This is a genomic window from Variovorax sp. V15, from assembly GCF_041154425.1.
In the GTDB taxonomy this organism is placed as follows: domain Bacteria; phylum Pseudomonadota; class Gammaproteobacteria; order Burkholderiales; family Burkholderiaceae_C; genus Variovorax; species Variovorax guangxiensis.
Genome location: NZ_AP028659.1, coordinates 4878114 through 4901044 on the forward strand (window position 1 = coordinate 4878114; position 22931 = coordinate 4901044).

Consider the following 22931-nt stretch of genomic DNA (forward strand, 5'->3'; position numbering starts at 1 on the left):
TCACACATGAAACTCAACCTCGTGCCGGCGCGAACCGGCGTGGAATGGGTCCGCCTCGGACTCCGGAACTTCTGGCGGCAACCACTGGCCTTCGTGTCGCTGTTCATGCTGTTCATGGCGCTGATCTCGACGATCTCGCAGCTGCCTGTGATCGGCAGGTTCCTTCCGTTCGTGCTGCTGCCCTTCTCCACGCTGGGCTTCATGGTCGCGGCTTCGGTGGCCGACGCCTCGGCGAACGACAAGGCCGCGGCGGATGACGGCACGGCCGGCCCAAGGAGGCCGACCGGCGCGCTCATGTTCCTGTCGGTGGCGCAGGCCATGCGGGCCGAATGGCGCTCGCTGGCGGTGCTGGGCGTGATTTCGGCTGTGTATTGCCTGCTGACGGTGTTCGTGACCGCGGTCGTCGATGGCGGCCAGTTCATGCGCAGCTATTTCGCCGGGGAGGCTCCAGCCAAGGAAGTCATGGAGAGCAGCCGGTTCCAGGTGGCCAACCTGCTGCAGATGTGCCTGACGCTGCCGCTGATCGCGGCCATCTGGCATGCGCCTGCGCTGGTCCACTGGCACCGGGTGGAGCCGGTGAAGAGCATCTTCTTCAGCCTGGTCGCGATGTTCCGCAACTTCGGCGCCTATGCGTTGTACTGGCTGGCGTGGTGCGGCGTGCTGCTGCTCGGCCTGCTGGCGGCGGCGCTGGTCGGCACCATCGTGATCGGCGTGGGCTCGCTGGGCTCCGGCAGCGGCGCGATGACGGCCGGCAACCTGCTGATGCTCGGCACGGTGCTGACGCTCGCGGCGATGACGCAGGCGTCGAACTGGTTCACCTTCCGCGACACCTTCTATCCCGACTGAGCGCCGCCGACGCGGCAGGCGCCCAGCGGGCGCCGGATCAGATCGGCGTGAGCTTGGCCACCGACAGCGCCAGCCACTTCACCCCATGACGCGCGAACTTGACCTGCGCGCGCGCATCGTCCCCGGTGCCCTCCAGCGCGGTCACCGTGCCTTCGCCGAACTTGTTGTGGAACACCTGCATGCCCGAGCGCAGGCCGTGCGACGGCGCGGCCTTCTGCGGCGGCACGGGCGGGCTGGAGAAGGTGTCCTTGTCGCGGCTTCCGCCTGAACTGCCGCCGTAGCCGCCACCGTATCCGCCAGAACCGCCGCGCGTACTGCCGTAGCCGCCGCCATAGCCGAAGGCCGAGGGCGCGAAACCCTGGTTCTTGGGCGTGAGCCACTTGAGGGCGCCCTCGGGCAGTTCGTCGAAGAAGCGGCTCTTCACGTTGTAGCGAGTCTGGCCATGCAGCATGCGGGTCTGCGAGTGGCTGAGGTACAGGCGCTTGCGTGCGCGCGTGATCGCCACGTACATCAGCCGGCGCTCTTCCTCCAGCGCCTCGAAGTCGCTCATCGAGTTCTCGTGCGGGAACAGGCCCTCTTCCATGCCGGTGATGAACACGCAGTCGAACTCCAGGCCCTTGGCGGCGTGCACGGTCATGAGCTGCACCGCGTCTTGGCCCGCCTGCGCCTGGTTGTCACCCGACTCGAGCGCGGCGTGCGTGAGGAAGGCGGCCAGCGGGCTCAGCGTTTCGCCGGTTTCGGCGTCGGGCGCGAGCGGCTCGTCGAGCACCGGACGGTTTGGGTCCAGGCCCTGGCTCGCGGGCGACTGGCGCAGTTCGTCGACCGGCAGCGCCACAGCGTCGCGGCCGAAGCCTTCCTGCGTGACGAAGCTTTCGGCCGCGTTCACCAGTTCGTCCAGGTTCTCGATGCGGTCGGCGCCTTCGCGGTCGGCCCTGTAGTGCTCCACCAACCCGCTGTGGTCGAGCACCAGTTCGATGATCTCGCGCAGGCTCGCGCCCTGGGTCTGCTCGCGCAGCACGTCGATCTTGGCGACGAAACCGGTGAGGTTGGCGCCGGCCTTGCCGCCGACCACGCTCACCGCGTCGTGCAGCGAACGGTTGGCGGCACGCGCCGCGTCCTGCAGGGTTTCGAGGGTGCGCGCTCCGATGCCGCGCGGCGGGAAGTTGACGACGCGCAGGAAGCTGGTGTCGTCGTCCTTGTTCTCCAGCAGGCGCAGGTAGGCCAGCGCGTGCTTGATTTCGGCGCGCTCGAAGAAGCGCAGCCCCCCGTACACGCGGTACGGCACCGAGGCATTGAAGAGCGCAGTTTCGATCACCCGGCTCTGCGCGTTGCTGCGGTAGAGCACGGCCATTTCCTTGCGCTCGTAGCCGTCGCGCACGAGCTGGCGCATTTCCTCGACCATCCACTGCGCCTCGGCGAGGTCGGTGGGTGCCTCGTACACGCGCACGGGCTCGCCGGGGCCCTGGTCGGTGCGCAGGTTCTTGCCCAGTCGCTTCTTGTTGTGGCCGATGAGCTCGTTGGCGGAATCGAGGATGTTGCTGTAGCTGCGGTAGTTCTGCTCCAGCTTGATCTGGTGGCGCACGTCGAACTCGCGCACGAAGTCGGTCATGTTGCCCACGCGCGCGCCGCGAAAGGCGTAGATGCTCTGGTCGTCGTCGCCCACGGCGATCACGCTGTTGTGCTGGCCCGGAACGAAGCGGCCCTCGACGGTGTTGCCGGCGAGCATCTTGATCCACGCGTACTGCAGGCGGTTGGTGTCCTGGAACTCGTCGATCAGGATGTGGCGGAAGCGCCGCTGGTAGTGCTCGCGCACGGGTTCGTTGTCACGCAGCAGTTCGTAGCTGCGCAGCATGAGTTCGCCGAAGTCGACCACGCCCTCGCGCTGGCACTGTTCTTCGTACAGGCGGTAGAGCTCGACCTTCTTGCGGTCGTCGTCGTTGCGCACCTCGATGGCGTCGGGGCGCAGGCCGTCTTCCTTGGCGCCGGCGATAAACCACTGGGTCTGCTTGGCGGGAAAGCGCTCGTCGTCGACGTTGAACTGCTTCATCAGGCGCTTGATGGCCGAGAGCTGGTCCTGCGTGTCGAGGATCTGGAAGGTGGAAGGCAGGTTCGCCAGCTTCCAGTGCGCGCGCAGCAGGCGGTTGCAAAGGCCGTGGAAGGTGCCGATCCACATGCCGCGCACGTTGACGGGCAGCATCGCCGTCAGGCGCGTCATCATTTCCTTGGCGGCCTTGTTGGTGAAGGTCACGGCGAGGATGCCGCCTGCGGACACTTGGCCCGTCTGCAGCAGCCAGGCGATGCGGGTGGTGAGCACGCGCGTCTTGCCGGAGCCGGCGCCTGCGAGGATGAGAGCGTTGCCTTCGGGCAACGTGACCGCGGCGAGTTGCTCCGCGTTCAGGTTCTGCAGCAGCGGCAGCGCTGGGGGGTTGGCGTCGGCCGCGGGATCGTTAAACAACATCCCCCAATTGTAGAAACCACGGCGTATGCGGGTTATATGAAGAAGCGGAAGACCCGGCTTCGCGAGTCCGCGTAAAATCAATCACCGGGCCCAAGTTTCTTGCGCCCGGTTTTTTGTGGGCGTTTCCTTTGCGAAACGTACTGCAGGAGCCGGCCGGACCAAGCGCTCATTCGTTTCTTTCAACGATTCTCTTCAGGAGCCTGGTCATGCAGATTTTCGATTACGACAACATCCTCCTCCTCCCGCGCAAGTGCCGCGTGGAGAGCCGTTCCGAGTGCGACACCAGCGTCACGCTGGGCGAGCGCTGCTTCCGCCTGCCGGTGGTTCCCGCCAACATGAAGACGGTGGTCGACGAGTCGATCTGCCTGTGGCTGGCGCAGAACGGCTACTTCTACGTGATGCACCGCTTCGACCTCGACAACGTCAAGTTCGTCAAGGACATGCAGGGCAAGGGCGTATTCGCCTCCATCTCGCTGGGCGTGAAGAAGGCCGACTACGACACCGTCGACCAGCTGGCGGCCCAGGGCCTCGTGCCCGAGTACGTCACGATCGACATCGCGCACGGCCACGCCGACAGCGTGAAGAACATGATCGGCTACCTCAAGCAGAAGCTGCCGAAGACCTTCGTGATCGCAGGCAACGTCGGCACGCCCGAGGCCGTGATCGACCTCGAGAACTGGGGCGCCGACGCGACCAAGGTCGGCATCGGCCCGGGCAAGGTCTGCATCACCAAGCTCAAGACCGGCTTCGGCACGGGTGGCTGGCAGCTGTCGGCGCTGAAGTGGTGCGCCCGCGTGGCGACCAAGCCGATCATTGCCGACGGCGGCATCCGCGACCACGGCGACATCGCCAAGAGCGTGCGCTTCGGCGCATCGATGGTCATGATCGGCTCGCTGTTCGCGGGGCACGAGGAGTCGCCGGGCAAGACCGTCGAGGTCGACGGCAAGCTCTTCAAGGAGTACTACGGCTCGGCCAGCGACTTCAACAAGGGCGAGTACAAGCACGTCGAGGGCAAGCGCATCCTCGAGCCCATCAAGGGCAAGCTGGCCGACACGCTGGTCGAGATGGAGCAGGACGTGCAGAGCTCGATCAGCTACGCTGGCGGCCGCGCGCTGATGGACATCCGCAAGGTCAACTACGTGACGCTCGGCGGCGACAACGCCGGCGAACACCTGCTGATGTAACTGCCCTCGTCAGGCTTCAGGCTTCCAGGAGCTGCACCGCGTGCCGGTGCAGCGCATGCGCCGGATCGGCGAGCGCGTCCACCACGTCGAAGTGGTTGAGACCTGGAAGCACCTCGCACACCGGCACGGTGTTGCGGCCCCACGCATCGCGGATCATTGCGTTGTGGCGGATGAACTCTTCGCTTTCACCGCCGCCGGCGAGGGCGTACAGCTGGCCACGCTTCGGCGCCGGCCACAAGGCGGGGCTGGCACGCAGGGCGTCGGCGTCGGTCAGCTTCAGCGTGTTTTCAAGGAACGGCGTGCGCTGCAGCGGGCGCAGATCGTAGAGGCCGGATATCGCTAGCGCGTTGCGCACCAGGTGCGCGGGCAGGTCGGCCGCGACAGTTTTCCAGTCGCAGGCCAACAGAGCTGCCGCCATATGCCCGCCAGCCGAGTGGCCAGCCACGGTGATCCGCGACGGATCGCCGCCGTGGGCAGCGATGTGGCGCCACGTCCATTCGAGCGCACGCACCATCTGCAGCATGATGCCGGGCACCGTGACCGGCTGCTCCGATGTGCCGGGGCAGAGCGCATAGTTGGGCTGCACCACGCAGATGCCGCGGTCGTTGAAGGCCGGAGCAATGAAGGAATGGTCTTTCTTGTCCATCGCACGCCAGTAGCCGCCGTGAATGAAGACCAGCACCGGCGCATCGGGCACCGGCGCGGGAAAGATGTCGAGCGTCTCGTTCACGCCCTGGCCGTAGGGCAAATCGATGCGGGCAGGCAGAATCTCGCGCGCCTCGGCGGATTCCCTGGCCCAGCGCTGGAAGTACGCGGGGTGGTCCTTGACCCGCGCGAGGTTGTTGTACATGCCTTCCAGCCAGGCGGGATCGAACAAGGCCATGAGGTCTTTGCTCCGTGTTTTGCGAGGGGCGCATCTTGGCACGGCGACATGCGCCAAAACGGCGGTTTTGGTTAAAATTCGCCCTGCGTTGGGGGGGTAGCTCAGCTGGGAGAGCGCCGCGTTCGCAATGCGGAGGTCGGGAGTTCGATCCTCCTCCTCTCCACCAACCGACTCGGAAAAGGCCTTGGCATCCGCCAGGGCCTTTTCTTTTTTGCTCAGGTATCGAGCGTCAGGTGCTGCCCGTGCAGCGCAGCCGCAGCCGGCGACGCGAGGAATGCGATGGTCTGTGCGGCAACCGACGTCGACACCCAGTCGGCAGGATTCGCATCGGGCATCGCCTGCCGGTTTGCGGGTGTGTCGAGCACGCTCGGCGCCACGCTGTTGATGTTGACGCCATGCGGCGCAGCCTCGGCCGCCATGGCTTCCACCAGCCGCTGCAGTGCGCTCTTCGATGCGATGTACGCAGCCATCGCCGGCACGCCGCGCACCGCGACCTTCGCGGTGACAGCGATGACGTTGCCGGCACGCCGCTCGATCATCGAAGGCAGCACCGCCTGCGTCACCGCGACGAAGGACCAGGCGTTGAGATTCATCATCCGGTCCCAGCTCGCACGCGTGAGCGCATGCGTCGCCTCGCCCATCTCGAAGCCGCCGGCGATGTGCACCAGCGTGTCGATGCGGCCGAAGGACTTCAGCGTCTGCTCCGCAAGAGCCGCCATCTCGGTAGTGGAAGTCACATCGCCCGACAGGAGCAGGTGCTGCGAGTTGCCGAGCCCCGGGAACACTTCGGCCAGACGACCCGCGTGGTGGTCGACCAACGCAAGGCGCGCGCCCTGATCGATGAAGTGCTGGGCCACCGCGCGCCCAAGTGCGCCTGCGGCGCCGGTGATCAAGATATGTGGCGTGGTGCTGGCGTCGCTCATCGAAGTTCTCCTGGTTGAGGGCCTCCGCCCCGTCGTCGATGACGAATCCTAACGCCGCAAGTCACAAATTTTTTGGACAAGCTCGATTTCTGGGATATACTCGTGGTCTTGCCAGAAAACACTAAACGTTTTCAAAGCAAGGGCTCTTAGCTCAGTTGGTAGAGCAGCGGACTCTTAATCCGTAGGTCGAGTGTTCGAGTCACTCAGGGCCCACCACCAACACCCGCAGAAATGCTGAACCGCCCGCTATCTAAAAGGTAGCGGGCGTTTTTCATTTCGGTACTCAATGTGACCGCTTATGCGACGCGTCGCATATCCAGTGTTCCCGCACCACCCTTAGACGAGCTTCACGCTTCACGAGAAATCGACCATGAAAGTCTCAGACCTCGCCGGCTCGCAGCTCGATTTCTGGGTCGCCAAGGCCGAGGGTGTCGAGGCCACCGTCGACACCCAGTTGAAGTTCATGCCGTCCACGAACTGGGCTCAGGGCGGCCCCATCATCGACCGCGAGGGCATCCAGGTCGCGCCGATGCCGGCCAAGGGCGGCACCTGGTGCGCAGTGTCCACTGGCCGCCTGCCGAACCGTGCCAGCAACTCCAACGGAGCATGGATGGAGGGGCCGACGCCGCTCATCGCCGCCATGCGGGCCTACGTGCGCGCACGGTTCGGCCCCGAGGTCGAATAACGGGGCCCGGCCCAGGTAGGCGAGCCTCAGAGCGGCAGTTACATTGCTCTCTTTGGTTTCACTGGAGAGATCAATGAGCCTTACGCTGCCCATCCATTCGCCAGGCCCGTGGATTTCATGCGACCTAGGAGACTACGGCGACTACGACGGAAACTGTCGGGTCATTCTTGGCGATGACAGGCGCGTTGCTGTCGTACTCGGCACACAGGAAGAGGACGCGGCAAATGCTGCATTGATCGCCGCGGCTCCGGATCTGCTCGCCGCAGCGCGATCCTCACTCCAACAAATTGAAGCAAAGCTAGGCTCTGATCACCCAGCGTGCTCCACACTGCGCGTTGCAATCGAAAAAGCCCTCACGATTCAAGCGCCTGACGAAGATGGCGATGCGAGCTGATCAGGTTTCATCAGCCACTTCAGCTTCACCTTCGTCCACCTCTTGCGCCGGGCCTGCATCGATCACGCTCACAGACGGCAGCATCAGCATGTCGCGCGCCTCTTCCACGGTGCAGGTCAACCAGCGGTCGAAGTCGTGCTCCTCGAGCGGCACCACCGAGCGCTTGTCGAAGATTTCCAGCCCAGTCGCCCGGTCGATCTCGATCTTGTGCATGCGCGACATCAGCGGGTGCAGGTTCGCGTTGATGGTCAGCATGGTGTAGCTGTCCCAGACCTCGCCGGTCTTGATGTCCGTCCAGGTGTCCCACAGGCCTGCGATGCCCCAAGGTCTGCCGTCGGCGCGCTTGAAGCGCCACCACTGGTTCTTCCCGGACTCCCAGTTCGGCTCGTCGAAGCTGCTGGCCGGGATGATGCAGCGCTGGCTCTTCTTCCAGGCGTTGCCGTAGGTCGGCGACTTCTCCATCCGGTCGGTGCGCGAATTGACGGTGCTCAGGCGCTTGCCCTTCACCTCGCCCTTGCGCGGCTTCGTCTGCGGGATGTTCGAGGTCGACCAGGGCGGGATCATCCCCCACTGCCCCACCACCAGCTCGCGCTCGTACTCGGTGACGTCTCGCGCGCGGCGCATGAACGGGCCCTTGTAGAGGGGGTTCATGCTGCGCAGCCACTTCTCGGCAGTGCGGGCGCCGATGTACCAGGCCGCCTCGATCTCGCGGGCTTCGGGAGAGATGTAACGGGTGCACATGGTGTCCAGATTCTGCGCTCAAGAACCTGTTGACGGCCAGATACCCGAGGCAGATACTGTATTTTCATACAGTTATTTCGGAGCCCATCATGGAATCCTCACTCGCCTCGACTCACCTCCCCGTCGCCAAACTTGCCCCAGAAATCTCCCTTGTTCCACCTACCCTCAAGCGATCCGGGAGGAAGGAGTGGATCGCCCGCTACATCGAGGAATCGCATGCCATCACGCACGGCGAAATCGACATAGAAATCACGTCGATAGAGGGCGACGCACTTCAGCGCGTGGTCGGTCATCGGCTGCCCGAAGAGGTGGCCCGCCAGCACTACAGCGCCTGCATCGGCGATGACACCGAATTCATCCGCGCGGAGGAGAAGTTCCAGGCGCTCGCCGCCAGGGTTGGGCTCACGAAAGACAACCAGCGGCTGTCGAAGGAGATGCTCGACTTCGCCTACGGCGTGGCCACGCTCTGCGCTTGTGCTGCGGATCGCTTCCGTGATCCCCGTGAAGGCAGCGTCGGCGATCACATCCGTGGGCTGTACGGCCCGGTTCCGTTCTGAGGACGTGAAAGCCACGGACCATCGTGAGAGTCAAAGTATGGGCTCGGCGCACCAAAGGCCGGATTCAGCCCTGGAACCGCCAATCGGCCCCCATCGAGGGCATGTTTCGGACCTCGGTCCAGGAAGCGCCGGATTACCGCAAAGTCATCGTGCTCTCCGTCGAAGGCAAGGATGGAGTCTTTCAGCTTTTCGAGCCAAGGCTGATTTCTGCGGGAGGCATTGAGCTGAAGTTCACCGGGTACGAACGCGACGACTACCACTGGGTGATCCAAGAATGGGTGTGCGAGCTGCAGGATGTCATTCAAGAGAGCGACGCCGCTATCCGCGTGAAGCATGGTCTCCCTGCGGTGCCGCTTCCACGGTGAGTCCACGGACAATCAGACCATGAGCCAAGCTGACATCTTCCCCACCGAATCGACCACTCTCTACACGCCAGCCTGGTACAGCAGCACGGCCCGAGAAGAACGCCCTCTTCCGCTGGCGCCGGGCGACTACAAGGTCACGCCCGGGTACGGCGCCGAGCGCTGGACGGTCACGTCGCTGAAGGATGGCAGCCTGGTGTACAACGGCATCGGACCGGTAGAGATTCGACGGGCTGCGGGCCTCGATTGATCTCACGCCTCTTCAGCTGCCGACCGACTCTCGTTGCCGCGAAGACCCTCTCGCTGCTCGATCCAGTCCACGCACTTTTTCTTCAGCATCTCATCTCCCTCTTGCCGAGAGAGACAGGGACTGGCCAGCACCAGCTTACATTGGTGCCTTCCCTGAAAGCTGATGTCGGCTGCACCGGAGTAGCCACCCTCCGGCGCAGCCGTGTGAGAAATTGAGAAAGCCCAGTCACCGGTCTTCCCTGCTGGAACGTAGGCCGCACGGTCCATGCGCAACTCCGAGCCCTTGCACGCGCGACACCCCTATTGATGATTGGCACGCGCAGCGGCGGCACTACCTTACGCGCGTCTCTGAGGGAAGTTGTGAAAAATGACGGCTCTGGGGTCTTTTGACAACCGCCAAAGGCTTGACACGAAAACCAATGACTACCTTAAGACGATGACCACCCTCTACCTGCAGATGACCGACAAGCTGATTGCCCACTGGAAGGGCAACGGCAACGCCTACCCGAAAAAGTTCGTTCTGTCGCCGGCCCTGCGCGACGAGTACGTGCGCTGCCTGAACCTCATGACCATCCCGGGCGACCGCGACATGAGCGCCACCAAGCACATGGGCGTGCCCATCGAGATCGACGAGGCATCGCCAGGCGTGATGGTGGCAGCCGACGGCGCCGAGGTGGCGCTGCAATGAGGGGCGCCCGCGCACTGCTGCTCGGCGCCCTGCTCGCCCTTCCCCTGATCGCTGCGGCCGACGTCCGCACCTGCCTCGTGGTCGGCGTCAGCGATGGGGACACCCTCACCGCGCGCTGCGGCACCGCCGGCGCCTACGAGCAGGTCAAGGTGCGCTTCAACGGCATCGACGCCCCCGAGAAAAAGCAGCCCTTTGGCCAGCGCGCGAAGGAGGCGATGTCCGATCTTGTCTACATGAAGGAGGTCGACCTCGACTGCCGCAAGACCGACCGCTACGGCCGCAGCGTCTGCCGCGTCCGCGTCGCACCGAGCTCAGCACCCAGCGGCCCAAAGACCTTGGATGCCGGCCTGGCCATGATCACCATCGGCATGGCCTGGTGGTATCGGGACTACGCGCGTGAGCAGACCGCAGAGGAGCGTGGGCAGTACGAGTTCGCCGAGAAGGAGGCGGCAGCGAAGGGCGCCGGCCTCTGGGGCGACAAGCGTGCGATGGCGCCATGGGAATGGCGCAAAGAGAAGCGTGCACAGCCCTGATACATTCCGCCCATGACCTTTACCACCTACCAGATCGGCAAGCTCGTCGTCTTCGGCTTGGCCGCGCTGGTATGGGGCATCTACTGCGGGCTCACTGGTCGCGATTTGAGAGGGCGACCGGTGCGCCGCGACCAATCGCAAGACGGGCAGCAGTGACGCCGAGCGCGGGCTGAGTCGAAGCTGCTGGAGCCGCAGCAAGCGCGCGCTGAATCGGACCCGACAATGCTGCAGCACGTGCGAGCGGTCGAGCACCGAGCCCGATCAACGAGAGTGGGCTGCCGCCCGTTGCCGCCCCGAGGCCGCCGGCCAGTGCCCAATCGAGTGGCGAAGACTGCGGCCTGCTGCCCACCTTCTCCGTGACCTGGGCAGCCGTCGGAAATGCGGTGGCGAACTCCCCGGCTTGCCGAAGCTCATCGGCCAGCGGCTTCCCGCGCTTGATCTGCGCGGCCAGATCCTTCGCGGACACGCTCCCCGTGGTCGGATTCAATGCGCGCTCGACGCTGTACGTGCGCGCGATCAGCTGGCGAGCATTTCGGAAGTCATCGAGCATCGCCAGCGGGAAACCGTTGGTCGCGAGATGCTGCTCGATCACGTTCTCGAGCGCACCGGCACCGTCCTTGAAGGCTTTGCCCATGTCCTTCTCGCCGCGTCGATACGCTGCGTCTGCCATGCCGCGCAACTCGCGGATCTTGTCGATCGCGCTGCGCGCATCGAATGCACCGGATCGCAGCGAGTCGATCTCGGCGATCACCGGATTGGGCGCCGCGTCCGGGAAGCCAGCAGCCGCGCGCCGGTATGGCGCCGTGATGCGATCGAGTGCGCGATCGTATGCCGCAGTCGGCGTGATCGTGCCCGTGCTGCCGACAGCATCGTATGCGGCGCCGGCGCGCTGCCGGATGCTCTGCAGAAGCTCGGGAGTCAGCTGCTCGGAGTCGGCGACGCCAAGGGCACGCTTCGCCAGAGAAGTCGTGACCTCCTGATTGCGCGCGCTGGCGTTCTGCGCTGTGCTGATCTTGCCGGCGAGGCCTTCGATGATGCGATTGCCAAGCGTCGGAGACACCTGGGTCGGCGGGATGACATATCCGACGTCCTGCGCGGCCTTAGCGGCCTGCCGGACACCGAGCGGCACCTCGGGCCCGCGCAGCGTGCTGCCGATCGCTTGGCCAGCAGCACCGAGGCCGCGCACTACACCGGGCAGCGCAGCACCGAGCACAGCACCAGTGCCGGCCTGTTCTGGATCTGCCAGCCCTGCCGTCAGACCTCCTGAGATCGCGCCACCTGCCGAGCGCACACCGAGGCCGGCCCCTTGCGCGCTGAGACCTCCCGACGCGATCGCTTCGCCCAGCGGCACCAGAACGCCTGGGGCGACGCCACCAGCGGCACCCACTGCGCGGACACCGGCACCTACGGCGCCGCCGACCGGCAGCGTCGCCAGGACCTGCCCGCCGACACGACCGACATCCGCGGCCGTGCTGCCGCCGTAGTCCTGTTTGAACTGGTCGGTGCCGACCTTGTTCATCGCGGCGACGCGCTCGCCTTCCTTGGTTCCGGCGACCTTGTCGAAACCGCTGGCCAGCAGCTGTGCACCGGTGTCGATGACGTCCTTGGCGCCGCGGCCGAGCCCGGCCACGAAGCCCGCTACGGGATTTACCGCAGGGGCCGCGGGGGTCGCAGCATCAAGCTGGCCGGTGAAGGGCTGCAGCGCTGGTGCCGCGGGTGCTGGCGTCGGATCGAGTTGGCCTGTGAAGGGTTGAAGTTGTGCCACGGGATCAACCTCCAATGAAGCGCTGGCCCTGCGCGTCTTCGTAAACCGGCCGGCCGCCGGACGTGCCGACCTGGCGCGTCATGCCAGGTGGCAGGCTGCCAGGGCCCGAGGCTGCGGCAGGTGCGCTGACCTGCGCAAGACGGCGTTCCGACTCCGGCACCTCGGCCAAGATACCGCGAGTGGCGAGCTCGCGATTGCGACGCTTCTGTTCGATCACCTGCGCACTGTCGCCGGGTTGAGGGAAGTACTGCTGGCGCGCGTTCGCAAATTCCGAATCGGCGATCGCGGCACCGGACTCACGCCGCAGCGCGGCGTTGATGAAGTCGCGCTGCGCCTGCTCGACCTGCTGCTGGGCCGGGCTCTGTGTCCAGTTCGCCGCCGCGCCCATGCCAACGGCATCTGCAGCACGCTTGATGAGCCCGGGCTGATTCACGCCCGAGGCGGCCATGCGGTTCAGGATGTCTTCGGAGGCCAGCATACGGCTGCCGAACTGCAGTGCCTTCGCCTGGGTGTCGTTGAGCGTGTTCTTGCCCTTCGGCGTGTTCGGATCTTGGGGACCACCGGGTATCGGCTCGAGGCCGGTCCCATCCGCTTTGACTCGGTAGCCCGTGGGCACGCCGGTATTACCTGCGCGAATTGCCTCGATGCCGAGACGCGCACGGTCGATGGCGTTGGCCTCCTGTTGCCGAGCATCCACCAACCGTGCACGCGCCTCGGTTCCACGCTCCTGGATCAGCGAGCGCTGCGTCTCTGCAGCATCCCGTGCCGCCTGCGAAGCAGCGGCAACGCGCTGTTGAATCGGCGTCTGAGCGCCCTCGACCTGTTGCGCGAAGACCTGCGCGCCGTTGCGGCCAGGCGGCGCGCCGCGCGCCAGCGTCGTGCGCAGCGCGGCACCATCGAACATCGCCTGCGCTGCGGCGGGCCCAGGGTTCTCGATGACGGTGAGGCCGCCTTGCGGTACGGCCGCGTTCGAGGCCTGCAGGCGCGCCAGTCGCGCGTTGGTATCTTCCAGGCCGCCAAGTGCGCCCGGGCCCGCTCCAGGCGCCGAACCGACGTTCGTTCCCGAGAAACTGTTTCCGTTGCGGCTCACGCCCAAGGGCAGATTCGAAGCCGGTGCAGCTGCAGCAAGCGGAACCGCGCCAAACCCGGTCATGGCGTCGACAAGCGGTTCTCCCATCGGCGGTGCCGCGGGTGCGCCCGTCGATGCAGCGGGTGCGCCGCCCTGAAACTCGAGGCTGCGCGGATCGGTCAGGTTGTTGAGCCTCTGCGGCGTGGCTGGTGGTGGGGCGACAGCGGCCGCAGCGGGCACGAAGGTCGAAGGTCCGGTGGCCTGCACGCCGCGCTGCAGGGCGGCGTCGTTCGCGTTGGTGCTACGCGAGCTGCTCGGACGCGGGTAGATGCCGAAGACCGCACCACCGCTTTCCGTCGGGGCCGCCGGCGCGGCGACAACTGCGGGCGCTTCGGCTGCGAGTCGCTCAGCGGGAGAACGAGGATCGGAGCCCGTCATCGAGCGGCCGGCGGCGATAGCGCGGTCCGCGCCGAAGTACCCGAGACCGCCTCCAACGATGCCCCCAACCACGGCGCCGGGCGGCCCGAGTACCGAGCCCGCAGCCGCGCCCATGCCGGCACCAGCGCCTGCTGCACTGAGGCGGCCGACCCCCTGCGCAGCCTGGGCGGCGACATCGAGCCCCGTCGCGTTGGGATTCATCGCGACGTCATAGACCTGCTTTCCTTCGAGGCCGACGCCGAGCGCGGCACCGGCAGCACCGAGGGCACGGGCCACGGGGATGCGTGCACCAGCAGCCTCAGCGGCTGGCAGGGCAGCGGGCGATGCCGCAGCCGGTACTCGCGCCGGCTGAACCACGTCTGCGGCTCCCATGTTGATGGTCGGCCTGCGTCCGATGATCTCGCTGCTCGGTGCAGCCGGGGCCGTCTTCGTCACCGAGGCATTCGGGGCCGTCGCCGGTACAGCAGTGCCTCCTTGTGCTGGAGGGAGCTGAGCGGGCGGCACGACATCGGCCATGCCCATGTTGATCGTTGGCCGGCGTCCGATCACGCTTCCCGATAAGGAAGGCGGCACCGCGCCAAGGGAAGCATTCGAAGGAGGTGGAAGCCGCGGGCGAACGCCAAAGCCTGTTTCGTCGGGCAAGAGTTGAGTAGCCATGGGGGCCTTTCTGAGGTTCCATGGCATTCTTCGCGCGGTTGCGCCAAAGGTCGAACCTTATGGGGGGCAGATGCCCTCGGCTATTCACCCGCATTAGAACCTGCCATCATCGTTACCCGTGGGTGGCACGTACTCCGAGGGGTAGTGATGAAATCATCTTGGCTAATCCTTGTTCGCGCACTTTCCTTGCTTTTCGCCCTTTCAGGGTGCGAGCTCGCGAGATCCGACCAGACATTCAAGATCGTTGACGGGCAGCTTGTCGTCATCAATTCGCCTTCTGCCCTTAGCTATGACATCGGCTCTCCTGTCGGTCTCCCAATCCAGCCTTACTACGATCCGGCAAAAGGTGCTGCTGGGTCGGGCTTGAGCAGCATCCGAAGGCTTGCCGACTACACAAATACCACGTTGGGCTACTACGTCGAAGCCAGTCGGATGGCGAACGCGAGAGAAGCGGCTGAAAATAAGATTAAAGACAAGCTCAATGCCGGAAACAGAAGTGCGGCAGTCATCGTTTCGGCTGATGCGCCGCTCGATCTGGGAAAAAAACCCGATCGAGGCAACTTTCTGAATCGCTACTACGTCTCTGATGCGATCAGTGGCCAGAATTCGAACGCAGTTCTCACTGGGATGCTCGGCCGAGGCGAACCAGAGCTATTTAACGAACTGCCCGCTGATCAGAAGCAAATCAACGTGCTTTATCCACGTTATATGCTCCTTGGAGAGACTGATGCCAACGGGATCTCTAGGTTTCGAGTAGTTACCCCATCAGAGCAAGATCAGGTAGTTCAGCGAGCCCATGAAGCAGAAGTCGCGCGGCGGAATGCAATTGCGGAAGAAGCCGCAAAAGCGCGCCAACAAGCTGAACAACTTGCGCAGGAGAAAAAGACAAAAGACGCGAAAGAAGCAGCCGAGGCCAACAAAAAACGAGAAGAGCAAGCCCGACGCGACGCTGCAGAGGCGGAACGCAGCCGGAATATCTTTCGCAACTTGATTGATGCTAGAACGGATGCTTGCGCTGGCGGTAGAGGGTCATCTGCCTGCACTTACGCAGACGACAAGGTAACGAACTACTTCGATAAACAGATGAGCTACCGTTCGATCGCCCGCTGCCAACAAACCGAAGCAGGCGTGGGCCCCGGAGGTGGCCAGGGCAGATGGTGTGGCTCCAAGGCTCCTCCATGCATTTTTTGCTCTGTCCGAGCCAATTCCCAAGTTTTTTCTCAGTATCAGAACGGACTCGCAAAGCAACTCATACCGGCACAGACTAGGTACTAGTACTTACCGAAGCTCTAGCTATCACTTACGCAAGATGCCGCCTTTCTAAGGACTCAGCGCATCGTAGGAACGCTCACAGGTGACCCCTGCAATCCGGAGCCGGTCAGCGTATTCCGCCAGTTCTCCCGCTCGCTGGTCAGCCCGGCCGAGCACGTCAACGAGCACACCGATGGGGTCGTCACCGAGCTGGCGCGCGCTTGCGACGGCAGGGCAGGAATTCGCGCGGGCTCGACCGCCGGCGCCGTAGGCTGCGTCTCGCACGCCGTAAGCAGCAGCGCGAGCAGCGGGAAGGCTCGCATCGAGAGCCGCAGTTTGAGTTTGAGCATTGGTCGCCTCCTTCGTAACGGCTGTGGTGCGGCGTTGTTCTTCGGCGCGCTGGGCCCGCTCGGCCAAGCGATGGCTCTCGGCGTCGACCGCGCTGCGCTCGGCGGCGGCCTGCTGCAGTTCGGCCACGCGCACAGTCTGCACGCCCAAGAGCGCCAGCAGCACGGCGCAGACGTAGAGCGCGAGCGATCTGAAGTCCGGCATCACAGTGCTCCGCCGCACGTGGCGGCTTCATCGGCCCGGCGGTTGGCCAAGCCCTGCACGAAGGTACATTGCCGCTGGCCGGCCACCGTCTTGCAGGTGTACGACCACACCAGCGTGCCGTCGTCGCCGCGCGCGATGCGCTGGCAGCCCAGGGCCCACTGCCCGCGGTTCCAGGCCGCCATTGCACCGCTGCCGCATGTCGCCGTGGGTCCGAGATTCCAGGCGTGCGAGGTCGCCATGTCGAACACCATCTGCGACGGCGGCCGCTTGAAGCACGTCGCCAGGCGCTGCTGCACCGCGACGACAGCGGCCCGCTCCTCAGCCTCGCACTTCTCGTCGGTCCAGCGCTCGCCCACGATGATCGGCGTCTTGGTGACGTGGGGCGTGAGGCCGTTGCAGACCGTGGGAAGGCCGCCGGCCAGCCGGTCCGCATAGACGGTGAGTACACGGGCGCTGCCGCTCTCCCACTTCTGCAGGAAGCCCATGAGGAACGGGCTGCCGGCCACCAGCGTCGCGCCGGCGACGACGATGGTGCTGATGACTTTGGTCTTCGCGCTCATTTCGGGGTCGCTCCGGTGCGCCACGCGGTGTACGCCGCCGCGATGGCAACGCCCAGGCCCACAATGGCGGCCAGCGGCTTCGCCAGCTTGCCCAAGGCCTCGAGCACCTTGAAGGCGCCCTTGCCGTTCGAGAACCACTCGATGAGCTCGCCCACACTGGACTCGACGCGCTGGGTGGACTCGGTGTTCGCCTTGAGATTCGCCTCGATGCGGCTCATGCGGGCGTCGCCTTCATCGAGCCGCGCGTGGATGGCCACGATCTCGGGGTGTGGCAGGTCAGCTGGCGCGCCGTCCGTCGTGTTGGAGTCGGTCATCGTTCGACGATCCTCAAGAAAATGGACCGGTCATCGATCCGTGGCGGGGTGTTGTTGGTGGTGATGCGGCAGGTCACGCGCAGCTTGTTCGAGCCCGTCGCCGGCTTCGTGCCGCCGGAGAGCCAGACGGTGGCCGTGGTGCTGTCGAAGGCCTGGTCCACGATGGTCAGCGAGGGGTCGACAACGAACTCCGCGCTCGCGATCTGGTCGTCACCGTTCAGGGCAAGCCAACCGCTCCAGTCGAAGGGGTAGTCGAGCACCGCATCGGGGTCCTTCTCAATCACGAAGTCGCCGTTCCGATCGATCTCGTAGGTGGTGGGCTTGGGCGTGGCCATGCTGGTCTTTCAGTCGGTGAAGGCGATGCGGCGGATCTCGCCGACGACAGCCACGGCACGGGCTTCCGGCACCACCTCGAAACTGCGGTCTTCAGCGGCGGCAGCGAACACCCGAGACTCGGCGCGCACGTCGACCGTGCGCTCGTTGCGCTCGAAGATGTACTCGTGCCGTAGGCGGGCTGTCTGCGAGACTGCTGCGAGGACCTGGGCTGCGACGAAGGCGCGCACCGTGTCGGTCACGATGCCGGTGGCGGTCTGGGAAACCCCCTGCAGCAACTGCGTTGCAGCGAATGCATCTCTCGCCTGAGCCACCGCACCCTGAGAAACGCCTCCCAAAGCTTGAGAAGCAGAGGCTTTGATGCCCGCATGGGCGACACTCAGTTGTGTGACGCCTGCGAGCGTATTTGATGCACTTGCTTTGGCCGTGACCGTGGCGCCAGAAGCCTGAGAAACGCTCGCAAGAGTCTGAGTTGCAGAAGCGGTTCGATCTGCGCCACCAGTGGTCCCTGTAGCGGACTGGGCGACGCTGGAGAGAGTTTGAGCCGCAGAGGCGCTGCCAGCTATGGAAGCACTCGCAGCCTGTCCAACAACGGCCAAGGTCTGGGCAGCAGCAGCAGACACTTTCACAGCGGCAGTTGTTGAAGAGGTCACTCCATCCAAAGTCTGGGCCGCAGCGAAGGACCGATCAGCGCCAGTCGAGACTGTTCCAGTCGCGATCTGCGAAACCCCGTCAAGCACCTGCTGGAGCACGACAGGCGTATCGTCAAACGGGGCAGTTGGCGGTGTGAAGTTCGTGACGTATCGAGCGACGCCCTTGGTGATCCTCACCTCGTCAATGTTCCCGTTCCAGTCATACGTGGGATTGCGGGTATTGACCTGGGCTCCGATTGAGAATCGGAGGAGAGAGATTGTGTAGTCGCGGGTATCGGTTACGCTGGCTTTAAGCACGCCATTGACATAGATCGCCAGCGCAGTAAGGACGCGGCAAACCGCGACATGCACCCAATCTCCGGTGTTGATGGGAGCGCCACTCGCTCCTAGAACCAAAACGCCGCTGCCGCCGTCGGTGGACCACCATTGCGGATTGCCGGAGCTGTCCATATACAGCTCCCAGCAATTGATCTGGGAGGTCTGGTAGTAGTCGAACAGCACCCGGTCGGTGACAAGCGGCGACACCTTCACCCATGCTTCTACGGTGAAATCGCCGGTGCCAAACTGGAAGTCCGTGAGATTGCTCGTTGTCGAGATGTAGTCGCCAACCCCATCACACAGCATTGAGGCGCTGCCGAATTTCGGAGAGCCCGAGCTGAGCTTCGCGTCTCCGTTGGCGGTGTAAGTCTTCCCCTTCTGATCCGTGAACGTTGTCGATCCGTCTGCACCGTCGAAGTGCAGATGCGTGACGACGCTGCCATACGCTGCGTCGCTGTTGCTCGGGATGTTGCGATCGGCCACGGTTCCTCAGGCTCAGGGGTTGCCTTCGGTGATCGTCCAGCCAGTGATCTGCACGGACTGGCCCGACGCGATGCTGGTGTTGTCCACCGTCATGTCGCCGCCGCCGCCCGTAGCCGTCACGCTGCCCTGCATATGGCACGTGGTGCCGGCGCTGTCCTTGATGCGGTAGTGCGCGGCCGTACCGGTGCCCGAAGCCGTGGCACCGATGGGCGTGCTGCTGAAAGTGAGCACGCCGCTGGCCTGCGTCGACCAGTCCGACGCCAAGGTGAACTCGGCGAGCAGCGTGCCGCTGTCGGCCGCGGCGCAGTTGGCGGGCTGCGCGCCGGTGCGGATCTGCACCTTCGGGGTCGTGCCAATGGTGATTTCGATCTGTGCGCTGCGCGCGTTGCGCAGCGATGTGCCCATCTGGATGGTCATGGGGAACTCCTTGAATGCCGACATGGTGTCGGCACAAGGCGTCCCTAGCGAACCCTAGTGGGGTGCATATCTATTCACTGGTCATTCGCCAAACTCTCCCTGAAATTTGATCAGCTTCTTGATCTCTTCTTCATATTCCCAGCGCTCGAGCATGCGCTTAGAAATCGCTGCATTAACCTCTGCGATCTTGGCCTTGAAATCGTCAAAATGCATAGGCCGTCCTTCGATGTCATACAGCGATCGATTTGCCGGCGATAGCTGATTTACGTAGAACTGCAGCAGCGTTCTTTGAGTACTGACTTCTGCAATGATCGTGTTTGCCAAAGTGCTGAGAGCTTCCAGGCGAACGCTCGTACGCGCGAGCTGCGCTTGCAAGTTTTGCGCGGCCGCCGCAGCGCCCAACGCATCTCGAGCCTCAGCGAGTTCTTCCTTTTGCAGTCGCACCGATTTGGTAAGCCAGTAAAACGCGAAGTACGCCACCACAGGATTGAGCACCCCTCCAAAGAAATCGCCCATGACGCCCCAGTTCGCCGGTGCGTCGGAAATTCCGTTGTGTTTGATGCAGAAGAACCAAATAAAGTAGAAAGCGGCCCAGCCGACGATCCACACAATCACAACAATGTTCGCCCGACTGATGCTGCGTTCGAGTGCATTCAGCTCGTCCTTGAGATTTGAATCTGGCTTGTTCACTTGGTCCTCATCATTTGCGTTGTAATGCGTCGCCCCTCGCGACGCGTGATTACATCATTCTGAGGAAACTAGCCGAGGGAAGATGAATCCTGCCCGCTGATGCTGGCACCGGCGTTGATGCCATTCAGCGATGCCGCGGCGACCTGTGTGGTCGAGGTCAGCGCTGCGATGGCGGCCTGCACCCGATCGCTGAGCGTCTGGTTCTTCGAACGCAGGTTCGCCTCGTTGCCGGCCTCCTTGATCTGGGCATCGGCGATCGCGAGGCGCACGCGCGGCTCCAGCGCCGCAGTCTCGGCCTGGTACAGCGCCACCAGGTTGCGGGCAAGCTCGCTGCGCACGCTCACCATCGCGGTGGCGAGGCCTGCGGCGACCTGATCGCCCTGCAGCAGCGTGCGGATGTACTCACCAGCGCTGGCCACCGCCTTCATCCACATGTCCAGCGCCTGGCCGACCGCGAACCGCGCGTTCTCCAGCTCGGCGCGGAACGCCTCAATGCTGATGTCCCGGCTCTGCTCGGCCAGCTTGTCGCGCAGGTCCTGCCGGATGAGCTGCACCTGGTGCACGAGCGCGCCGGGCGGCAGCGGGAAGCCGCGGTTGGCGAAAGCCTGCATGGCGTCGTTCTCGGCACGCATCGCCTCGGTGTTGAGCCGTGCCCGGCCGCGCTCGTAGATCTGCGCCTCCACGGCCGCATTCACACCGGTGCCGCCGGTGGTCAGGGCCCGGTTGATCCATGCAATCGCGTTGTCGAAGTACGAGCGGTCCGGGAAGTAGGTCTGCAGGTAGTCGACGTAGCCCATCGTGATCTCGTCGTGGATCTCGGCGCGGGCGTCGTCGAAGATCGCCTTCGCGTCGGCCGGGTTGTTGTCCGGCAGCACGGGCTTGATCGGCGTCACGTAGCTGGTGTCGAGGTCGATCAGCGGCACCTGGGGCGCCGGGTCGGTGATCTCGATGGCATCGTCGGCCCGCGCCGAGGCTGCGTTGAGCAGCAGCACGGCGTTGCGCCACTTGCCGTTCATGACCTGCGAGACGACCACCGGCGCGCCGGCCCCACCGGTGCTGGGATCGGGCACGGAAACGAGGTCGCCGGGGTTGATAGGGGTCGTCATGCTCTGGTCTTTCTGGAGAGGTCGGCGACGATGAACTCGAGGCTGTCGATCTCGAAGTCGGCGCCGTCCTGGTTGTAGAAAACAGGGATCAGGTAGTTCGTCTTCAGGCCCTTGCCGAGCTTGAAGCGGTGCTGCTGCAGTTCCTCGGAGTAGCCCTGTGCCTGGTACTCGAACGCGCCGGCCGGGCCGGACACCTTGAGCACCAGAGGAGACTCCGACGAGGCCCCGATGAAGACCTCGGCGACCGTCTTCTGTTGCGAGTTGCCGAAGTCCAGCTTCCCGGGGCAGATCGCGGCCTGGATCGGCGCGCCGGCATCCGTGTCGCCTTCCAGCAGGAAAAGGCCGCCCAGCTTGGCGCCGTAGTAGCGGTCGCCGATGCGCGCGAAGCTGTTGAATCCGTAGTTCGCGTAGCTGGTGCTGCCGTAGCCGGCCATGTTGACGGCGTGCACCTCCAGGTCAGAACCGGGCGTGGTCAGCAGCACGTCGAAGGTGAAACCGTCGCGGATGTCCACGATCTCCACCCCGCCGGCGATGCTCATCGGGATGTCGAACCCGAAGGCGTCGCGCATGTCGGCGACGTCGATGCTGGTGCCCGTCATCGGCACGTCGAAGCCGAAGCTGTCGCGGGCGTCGGCCTGGTTGAGCGCGGTGGCCAGCATCGGCACATCGAACACGATGCCGTCGAGCAGGTAGCGCATGGTCGCCGACTCGACGCCCAGCGTGCCCACCGCGGCCGGCGCGATGCCCAGGATCTGGCCGCCGTCATGGTCGGACAGGAAGCCGCTCGGCGCCGGCGCAGCGGCCGTGCTGGTGAAGACCTGCCCCGAGAGCACGTTCATGGCGCCCGCGGCGGCGGGCATGGTGCCGATGATCTTGTTGTTGGAGTCGATCACCGGCGTGCCGCCGTACATCGCGCCTTCCAGCGGCGGCATCTCGCCGGCGATCTGCGCGGTGTCGGCGTCGGCCAGGAAGCCGGTCAGTGCCGGCATGGTGGCGCGGATGCCGTTGCCCACGCCCAGGAAGCCCACGGCGGCCGGCATCTCGGTCACGAACTGGGCCGTGGTGCTGGCCTCGCTGAGCAGGCCCTGCGCGCCCGGCATGGTGCCGACGATGCCACCCGAGCTGTAGACCGCGATGGACGGCTCGTCGATGCTGTCGCCGGAGCTGAAGAGCGCCGCCGCCATGAAGAGGTCCGCGCCCGGCGGCACGGCCGAGGCCTCTGACGCGAAGGGCGTGCCGTTCTTGCGGTACGTGGCCAGGCCGCCGGCGGCGACGTCCATCTGGAACTCGTCGCTGGACAAGTACGAGGTCAGGAAGGTACCGGTCAGCGAACGCACCGAGCCGGTGTTGAAGAGCAGGCCGTGCAGGATGTGCCCGTAGCCGGCCGGCGGCGCGCTGGTCTCACGGGTGACGCCGACCACCGCGCCCATGACAGCCTGCGGCACCACGTAGGTGATGCTGGCGCCGCCGCGCGCCGCCTCGATGGAGTGCGCGAAGGAGGTCCAGCCCTGCGGCGGCACGTCGACCGCGAAGGCCGGCGAGCCGATCACCTCGGCCGTGGCCGGATGGAAGACCTCCACGGTGTAGGTGTAGGGGGTCAGCGGCGACAGGTTTACCGGATAGTTCGGATCCCAGACCGTGCTGGTGCGCCCCGTCACCGGGTCGGTCGTCGTGACCCAGGCACCCTTCGACGTGTTCGGCGGCCCTACGCGCACGGCGGTGCGGGACTCGGTGCTCCAGTACGCCGGGCGCGCCGGCTGGTACGGCACCTCGGGCACCGTGTAGCTGTAGCCGTTTCGGATCAGTTGGTTCGTCATGGGCG

The 22931-nt window shown here is 64.8% G+C and carries 25 protein-coding genes and 2 tRNA genes; 12 read left to right on the forward strand and 15 right to left on the reverse strand.

Features of this window, described 5'->3' with window-relative positions; genetic code table 11:
- Positions 1-6 precede the first annotated feature (6 nt).
- Positions 7-846: a BPSS1780 family membrane protein gene (locus ACAM57_RS23155; protein ID WP_126022838.1), complete on the forward strand. Its 840-nt coding sequence runs from the start codon at positions 7-9 to the stop codon at positions 844-846.
- Between the two features lie 37 nt (positions 847-883).
- On the opposite strand, the gene ACAM57_RS23160 is transcribed toward ACAM57_RS23155, so the two are convergent.
- Positions 884-3304, reverse strand: coding sequence for a UvrD-helicase domain-containing protein (locus ACAM57_RS23160; protein WP_369659085.1), 2421 nt, complete (start codon positions 3302-3304; stop codon positions 884-886).
- Positions 3305-3510: 206 nt separating this feature from the next.
- On the opposite strand from ACAM57_RS23160, the gene ACAM57_RS23165 reads away from it, so the two are divergent.
- A complete protein-coding gene (locus ACAM57_RS23165; RefSeq protein ID WP_369659086.1) occupies positions 3511-4488 on the forward strand; it encodes a GMP reductase in 978 nt (325 codons plus the stop codon).
- A 16-nt stretch (positions 4489-4504) separates the two neighbouring features.
- Here ACAM57_RS23165 and ACAM57_RS23170 read toward each other — a convergent pair whose 3' ends face one another.
- A complete protein-coding gene (locus ACAM57_RS23170) occupies positions 4505-5371 on the reverse strand; it encodes an alpha/beta hydrolase (RefSeq protein ID WP_369659087.1) in 867 nt (288 codons plus the stop codon).
- A gap of 90 nt (positions 5372-5461) precedes the next feature.
- On the opposite strand from ACAM57_RS23170, the gene ACAM57_RS23175 reads away from it, so the two are divergent.
- Positions 5462-5537: transfer RNA gene (locus ACAM57_RS23175), tRNA-Ala, on the forward strand.
- A 49-nt stretch (positions 5538-5586) separates the two neighbouring features.
- On the opposite strand, the gene ACAM57_RS23180 is transcribed toward ACAM57_RS23175, so the two are convergent.
- Positions 5587-6294: an SDR family NAD(P)-dependent oxidoreductase gene (locus ACAM57_RS23180; protein WP_126022834.1), complete on the reverse strand. Its 708-nt coding sequence runs from the start codon at positions 6292-6294 to the stop codon at positions 5587-5589.
- 140 nt (positions 6295-6434) lie between these two features.
- On the opposite strand from ACAM57_RS23180, the gene ACAM57_RS23185 reads away from it, so the two are divergent.
- From ACAM57_RS23185 to ACAM57_RS23195, 3 genes are all read left to right on the forward strand, one after another.
- Positions 6435-6510: transfer RNA gene (locus tag ACAM57_RS23185), tRNA-Lys, on the forward strand.
- Positions 6511-6664: 154 nt separating this feature from the next.
- Positions 6665-6979, forward strand: coding sequence for a phage protein NinX family protein (locus ACAM57_RS23190; RefSeq protein ID WP_369659088.1), 315 nt, complete (start codon positions 6665-6667; stop codon positions 6977-6979).
- A 73-nt stretch (positions 6980-7052) separates the two neighbouring features.
- Positions 7053-7373, forward strand: coding sequence for a hypothetical protein (locus ACAM57_RS23195; protein WP_369659089.1), 321 nt, complete (start codon positions 7053-7055; stop codon positions 7371-7373).
- Here ACAM57_RS23195 and ACAM57_RS23200 read toward each other — a convergent pair whose 3' ends face one another.
- Positions 7374-8114 carry an SOS response-associated peptidase gene (locus ACAM57_RS23200; protein ID WP_369659090.1) on the reverse strand — a complete coding sequence of 247 codons (741 nt, stop codon included), beginning with the start codon at positions 8112-8114 and terminating at the stop codon, positions 7374-7376.
- 89 nt (positions 8115-8203) lie between these two features.
- Here ACAM57_RS23200 and ACAM57_RS23205 point away from each other — a divergent pair, with 89 nt between their 5' ends.
- From ACAM57_RS23205 to ACAM57_RS23225, 5 genes are all read left to right on the forward strand, one after another.
- Complete coding sequence (locus tag ACAM57_RS23205) at positions 8204-8671, forward strand: hypothetical protein (protein WP_369659091.1); 468 nt, start codon at positions 8204-8206, stop codon at positions 8669-8671.
- Positions 8672-8694: 23 nt separating this feature from the next.
- A complete protein-coding gene (locus tag ACAM57_RS23210; protein WP_369659092.1) occupies positions 8695-9036 on the forward strand; it encodes a hypothetical protein in 342 nt (113 codons plus the stop codon).
- A 19-nt stretch (positions 9037-9055) separates the two neighbouring features.
- Positions 9056-9283, forward strand: coding sequence for a hypothetical protein (locus tag ACAM57_RS23215; protein WP_369659093.1), 228 nt, complete (start codon positions 9056-9058; stop codon positions 9281-9283).
- A 435-nt stretch (positions 9284-9718) separates the two neighbouring features.
- Positions 9719-9970: a hypothetical protein gene (locus tag ACAM57_RS23220; RefSeq protein WP_369659094.1), complete on the forward strand. Its 252-nt coding sequence runs from the start codon at positions 9719-9721 to the stop codon at positions 9968-9970.
- The gene (locus ACAM57_RS23225) at positions 9967-10503 is read left to right on the forward strand and encodes a thermonuclease family protein (protein ID WP_369659095.1); all 537 of its coding nucleotides are present in this window, start codon (positions 9967-9969) and stop codon (positions 10501-10503) included. The genes ACAM57_RS23220 and ACAM57_RS23225 overlap by 4 nt, the downstream gene beginning before the upstream one ends.
- Positions 10504-10594: 91 nt before the next feature.
- Here ACAM57_RS23225 and ACAM57_RS23230 read toward each other — a convergent pair whose 3' ends face one another.
- Positions 10595-12268 carry a hypothetical protein gene (locus ACAM57_RS23230; RefSeq protein ID WP_369659096.1) on the reverse strand — a complete coding sequence of 558 codons (1674 nt, stop codon included), beginning with the start codon at positions 12266-12268 and terminating at the stop codon, positions 10595-10597.
- A gap of 4 nt (positions 12269-12272) precedes the next feature.
- The gene (locus ACAM57_RS23235) at positions 12273-14432 is read right to left on the reverse strand and encodes a hypothetical protein (RefSeq protein ID WP_369659097.1); all 2160 of its coding nucleotides are present in this window, start codon (positions 14430-14432) and stop codon (positions 12273-12275) included.
- Positions 14433-14579: 147 nt separating this feature from the next.
- Between ACAM57_RS23235 and ACAM57_RS23240 the strand changes: the two genes are divergently transcribed.
- Entirely contained in the window at positions 14580-15707 is a 1128-nt protein-coding gene (locus ACAM57_RS23240) for a cell envelope integrity protein TolA (protein ID WP_369659098.1), read from the forward strand.
- A 45-nt stretch (positions 15708-15752) separates the two neighbouring features.
- On the opposite strand, the gene ACAM57_RS23245 is transcribed toward ACAM57_RS23240, so the two are convergent.
- The 9 genes from ACAM57_RS23245 to ACAM57_RS23285 all read right to left on the reverse strand — a co-directional run bounded on the left by ACAM57_RS23245 (position 15753) and on the right by ACAM57_RS23285 (position 22926).
- A complete protein-coding gene (locus ACAM57_RS23245; protein ID WP_369659099.1) occupies positions 15753-16235 on the reverse strand; it encodes a DUF2514 family protein in 483 nt (160 codons plus the stop codon).
- Positions 16235-16795 carry a lysozyme gene (locus ACAM57_RS23250; protein WP_369659100.1) on the reverse strand — a complete coding sequence of 187 codons (561 nt, stop codon included), beginning with the start codon at positions 16793-16795 and terminating at the stop codon, positions 16235-16237. The genes ACAM57_RS23245 and ACAM57_RS23250 overlap by 1 nt, the downstream gene beginning before the upstream one ends.
- The gene (locus ACAM57_RS23255; protein ID WP_369659101.1) at positions 16792-17109 is read right to left on the reverse strand and encodes a hypothetical protein; all 318 of its coding nucleotides are present in this window, start codon (positions 17107-17109) and stop codon (positions 16792-16794) included. Before ACAM57_RS23255 ends, ACAM57_RS23250 begins: the two co-directional genes overlap by 4 nt.
- Positions 17106-17444 carry a hypothetical protein gene (locus ACAM57_RS23260; protein ID WP_369659102.1) on the reverse strand — a complete coding sequence of 113 codons (339 nt, stop codon included), beginning with the start codon at positions 17442-17444 and terminating at the stop codon, positions 17106-17108. Before ACAM57_RS23260 ends, ACAM57_RS23255 begins: the two co-directional genes overlap by 4 nt.
- 9 nt (positions 17445-17453) lie before the next feature.
- Positions 17454-18896: a LamG domain-containing protein gene (locus tag ACAM57_RS23265; protein ID WP_369659103.1), complete on the reverse strand. Its 1443-nt coding sequence runs from the start codon at positions 18894-18896 to the stop codon at positions 17454-17456.
- A 12-nt stretch (positions 18897-18908) separates the two neighbouring features.
- Complete coding sequence (locus ACAM57_RS23270; protein WP_369659104.1) at positions 18909-19313, reverse strand: hypothetical protein; 405 nt, start codon at positions 19311-19313, stop codon at positions 18909-18911.
- An 81-nt stretch (positions 19314-19394) separates the two neighbouring features.
- Positions 19395-20003 (reverse strand): hypothetical protein, encoded by a 609-nt coding sequence (locus ACAM57_RS23275; RefSeq protein ID WP_369659105.1) that lies wholly within the window; start codon positions 20001-20003, stop codon positions 19395-19397.
- A 68-nt stretch (positions 20004-20071) separates the two neighbouring features.
- Positions 20072-21109 carry a hypothetical protein gene (locus ACAM57_RS23280; RefSeq protein ID WP_369659106.1) on the reverse strand — a complete coding sequence of 346 codons (1038 nt, stop codon included), beginning with the start codon at positions 21107-21109 and terminating at the stop codon, positions 20072-20074.
- Positions 21106-22926: a hypothetical protein gene (locus tag ACAM57_RS23285; protein WP_369659107.1), complete on the reverse strand. Its 1821-nt coding sequence runs from the start codon at positions 22924-22926 to the stop codon at positions 21106-21108. The genes ACAM57_RS23280 and ACAM57_RS23285 overlap by 4 nt, the downstream gene beginning before the upstream one ends.
- Between the last annotated feature and the right edge of the window lie 5 nt (positions 22927-22931).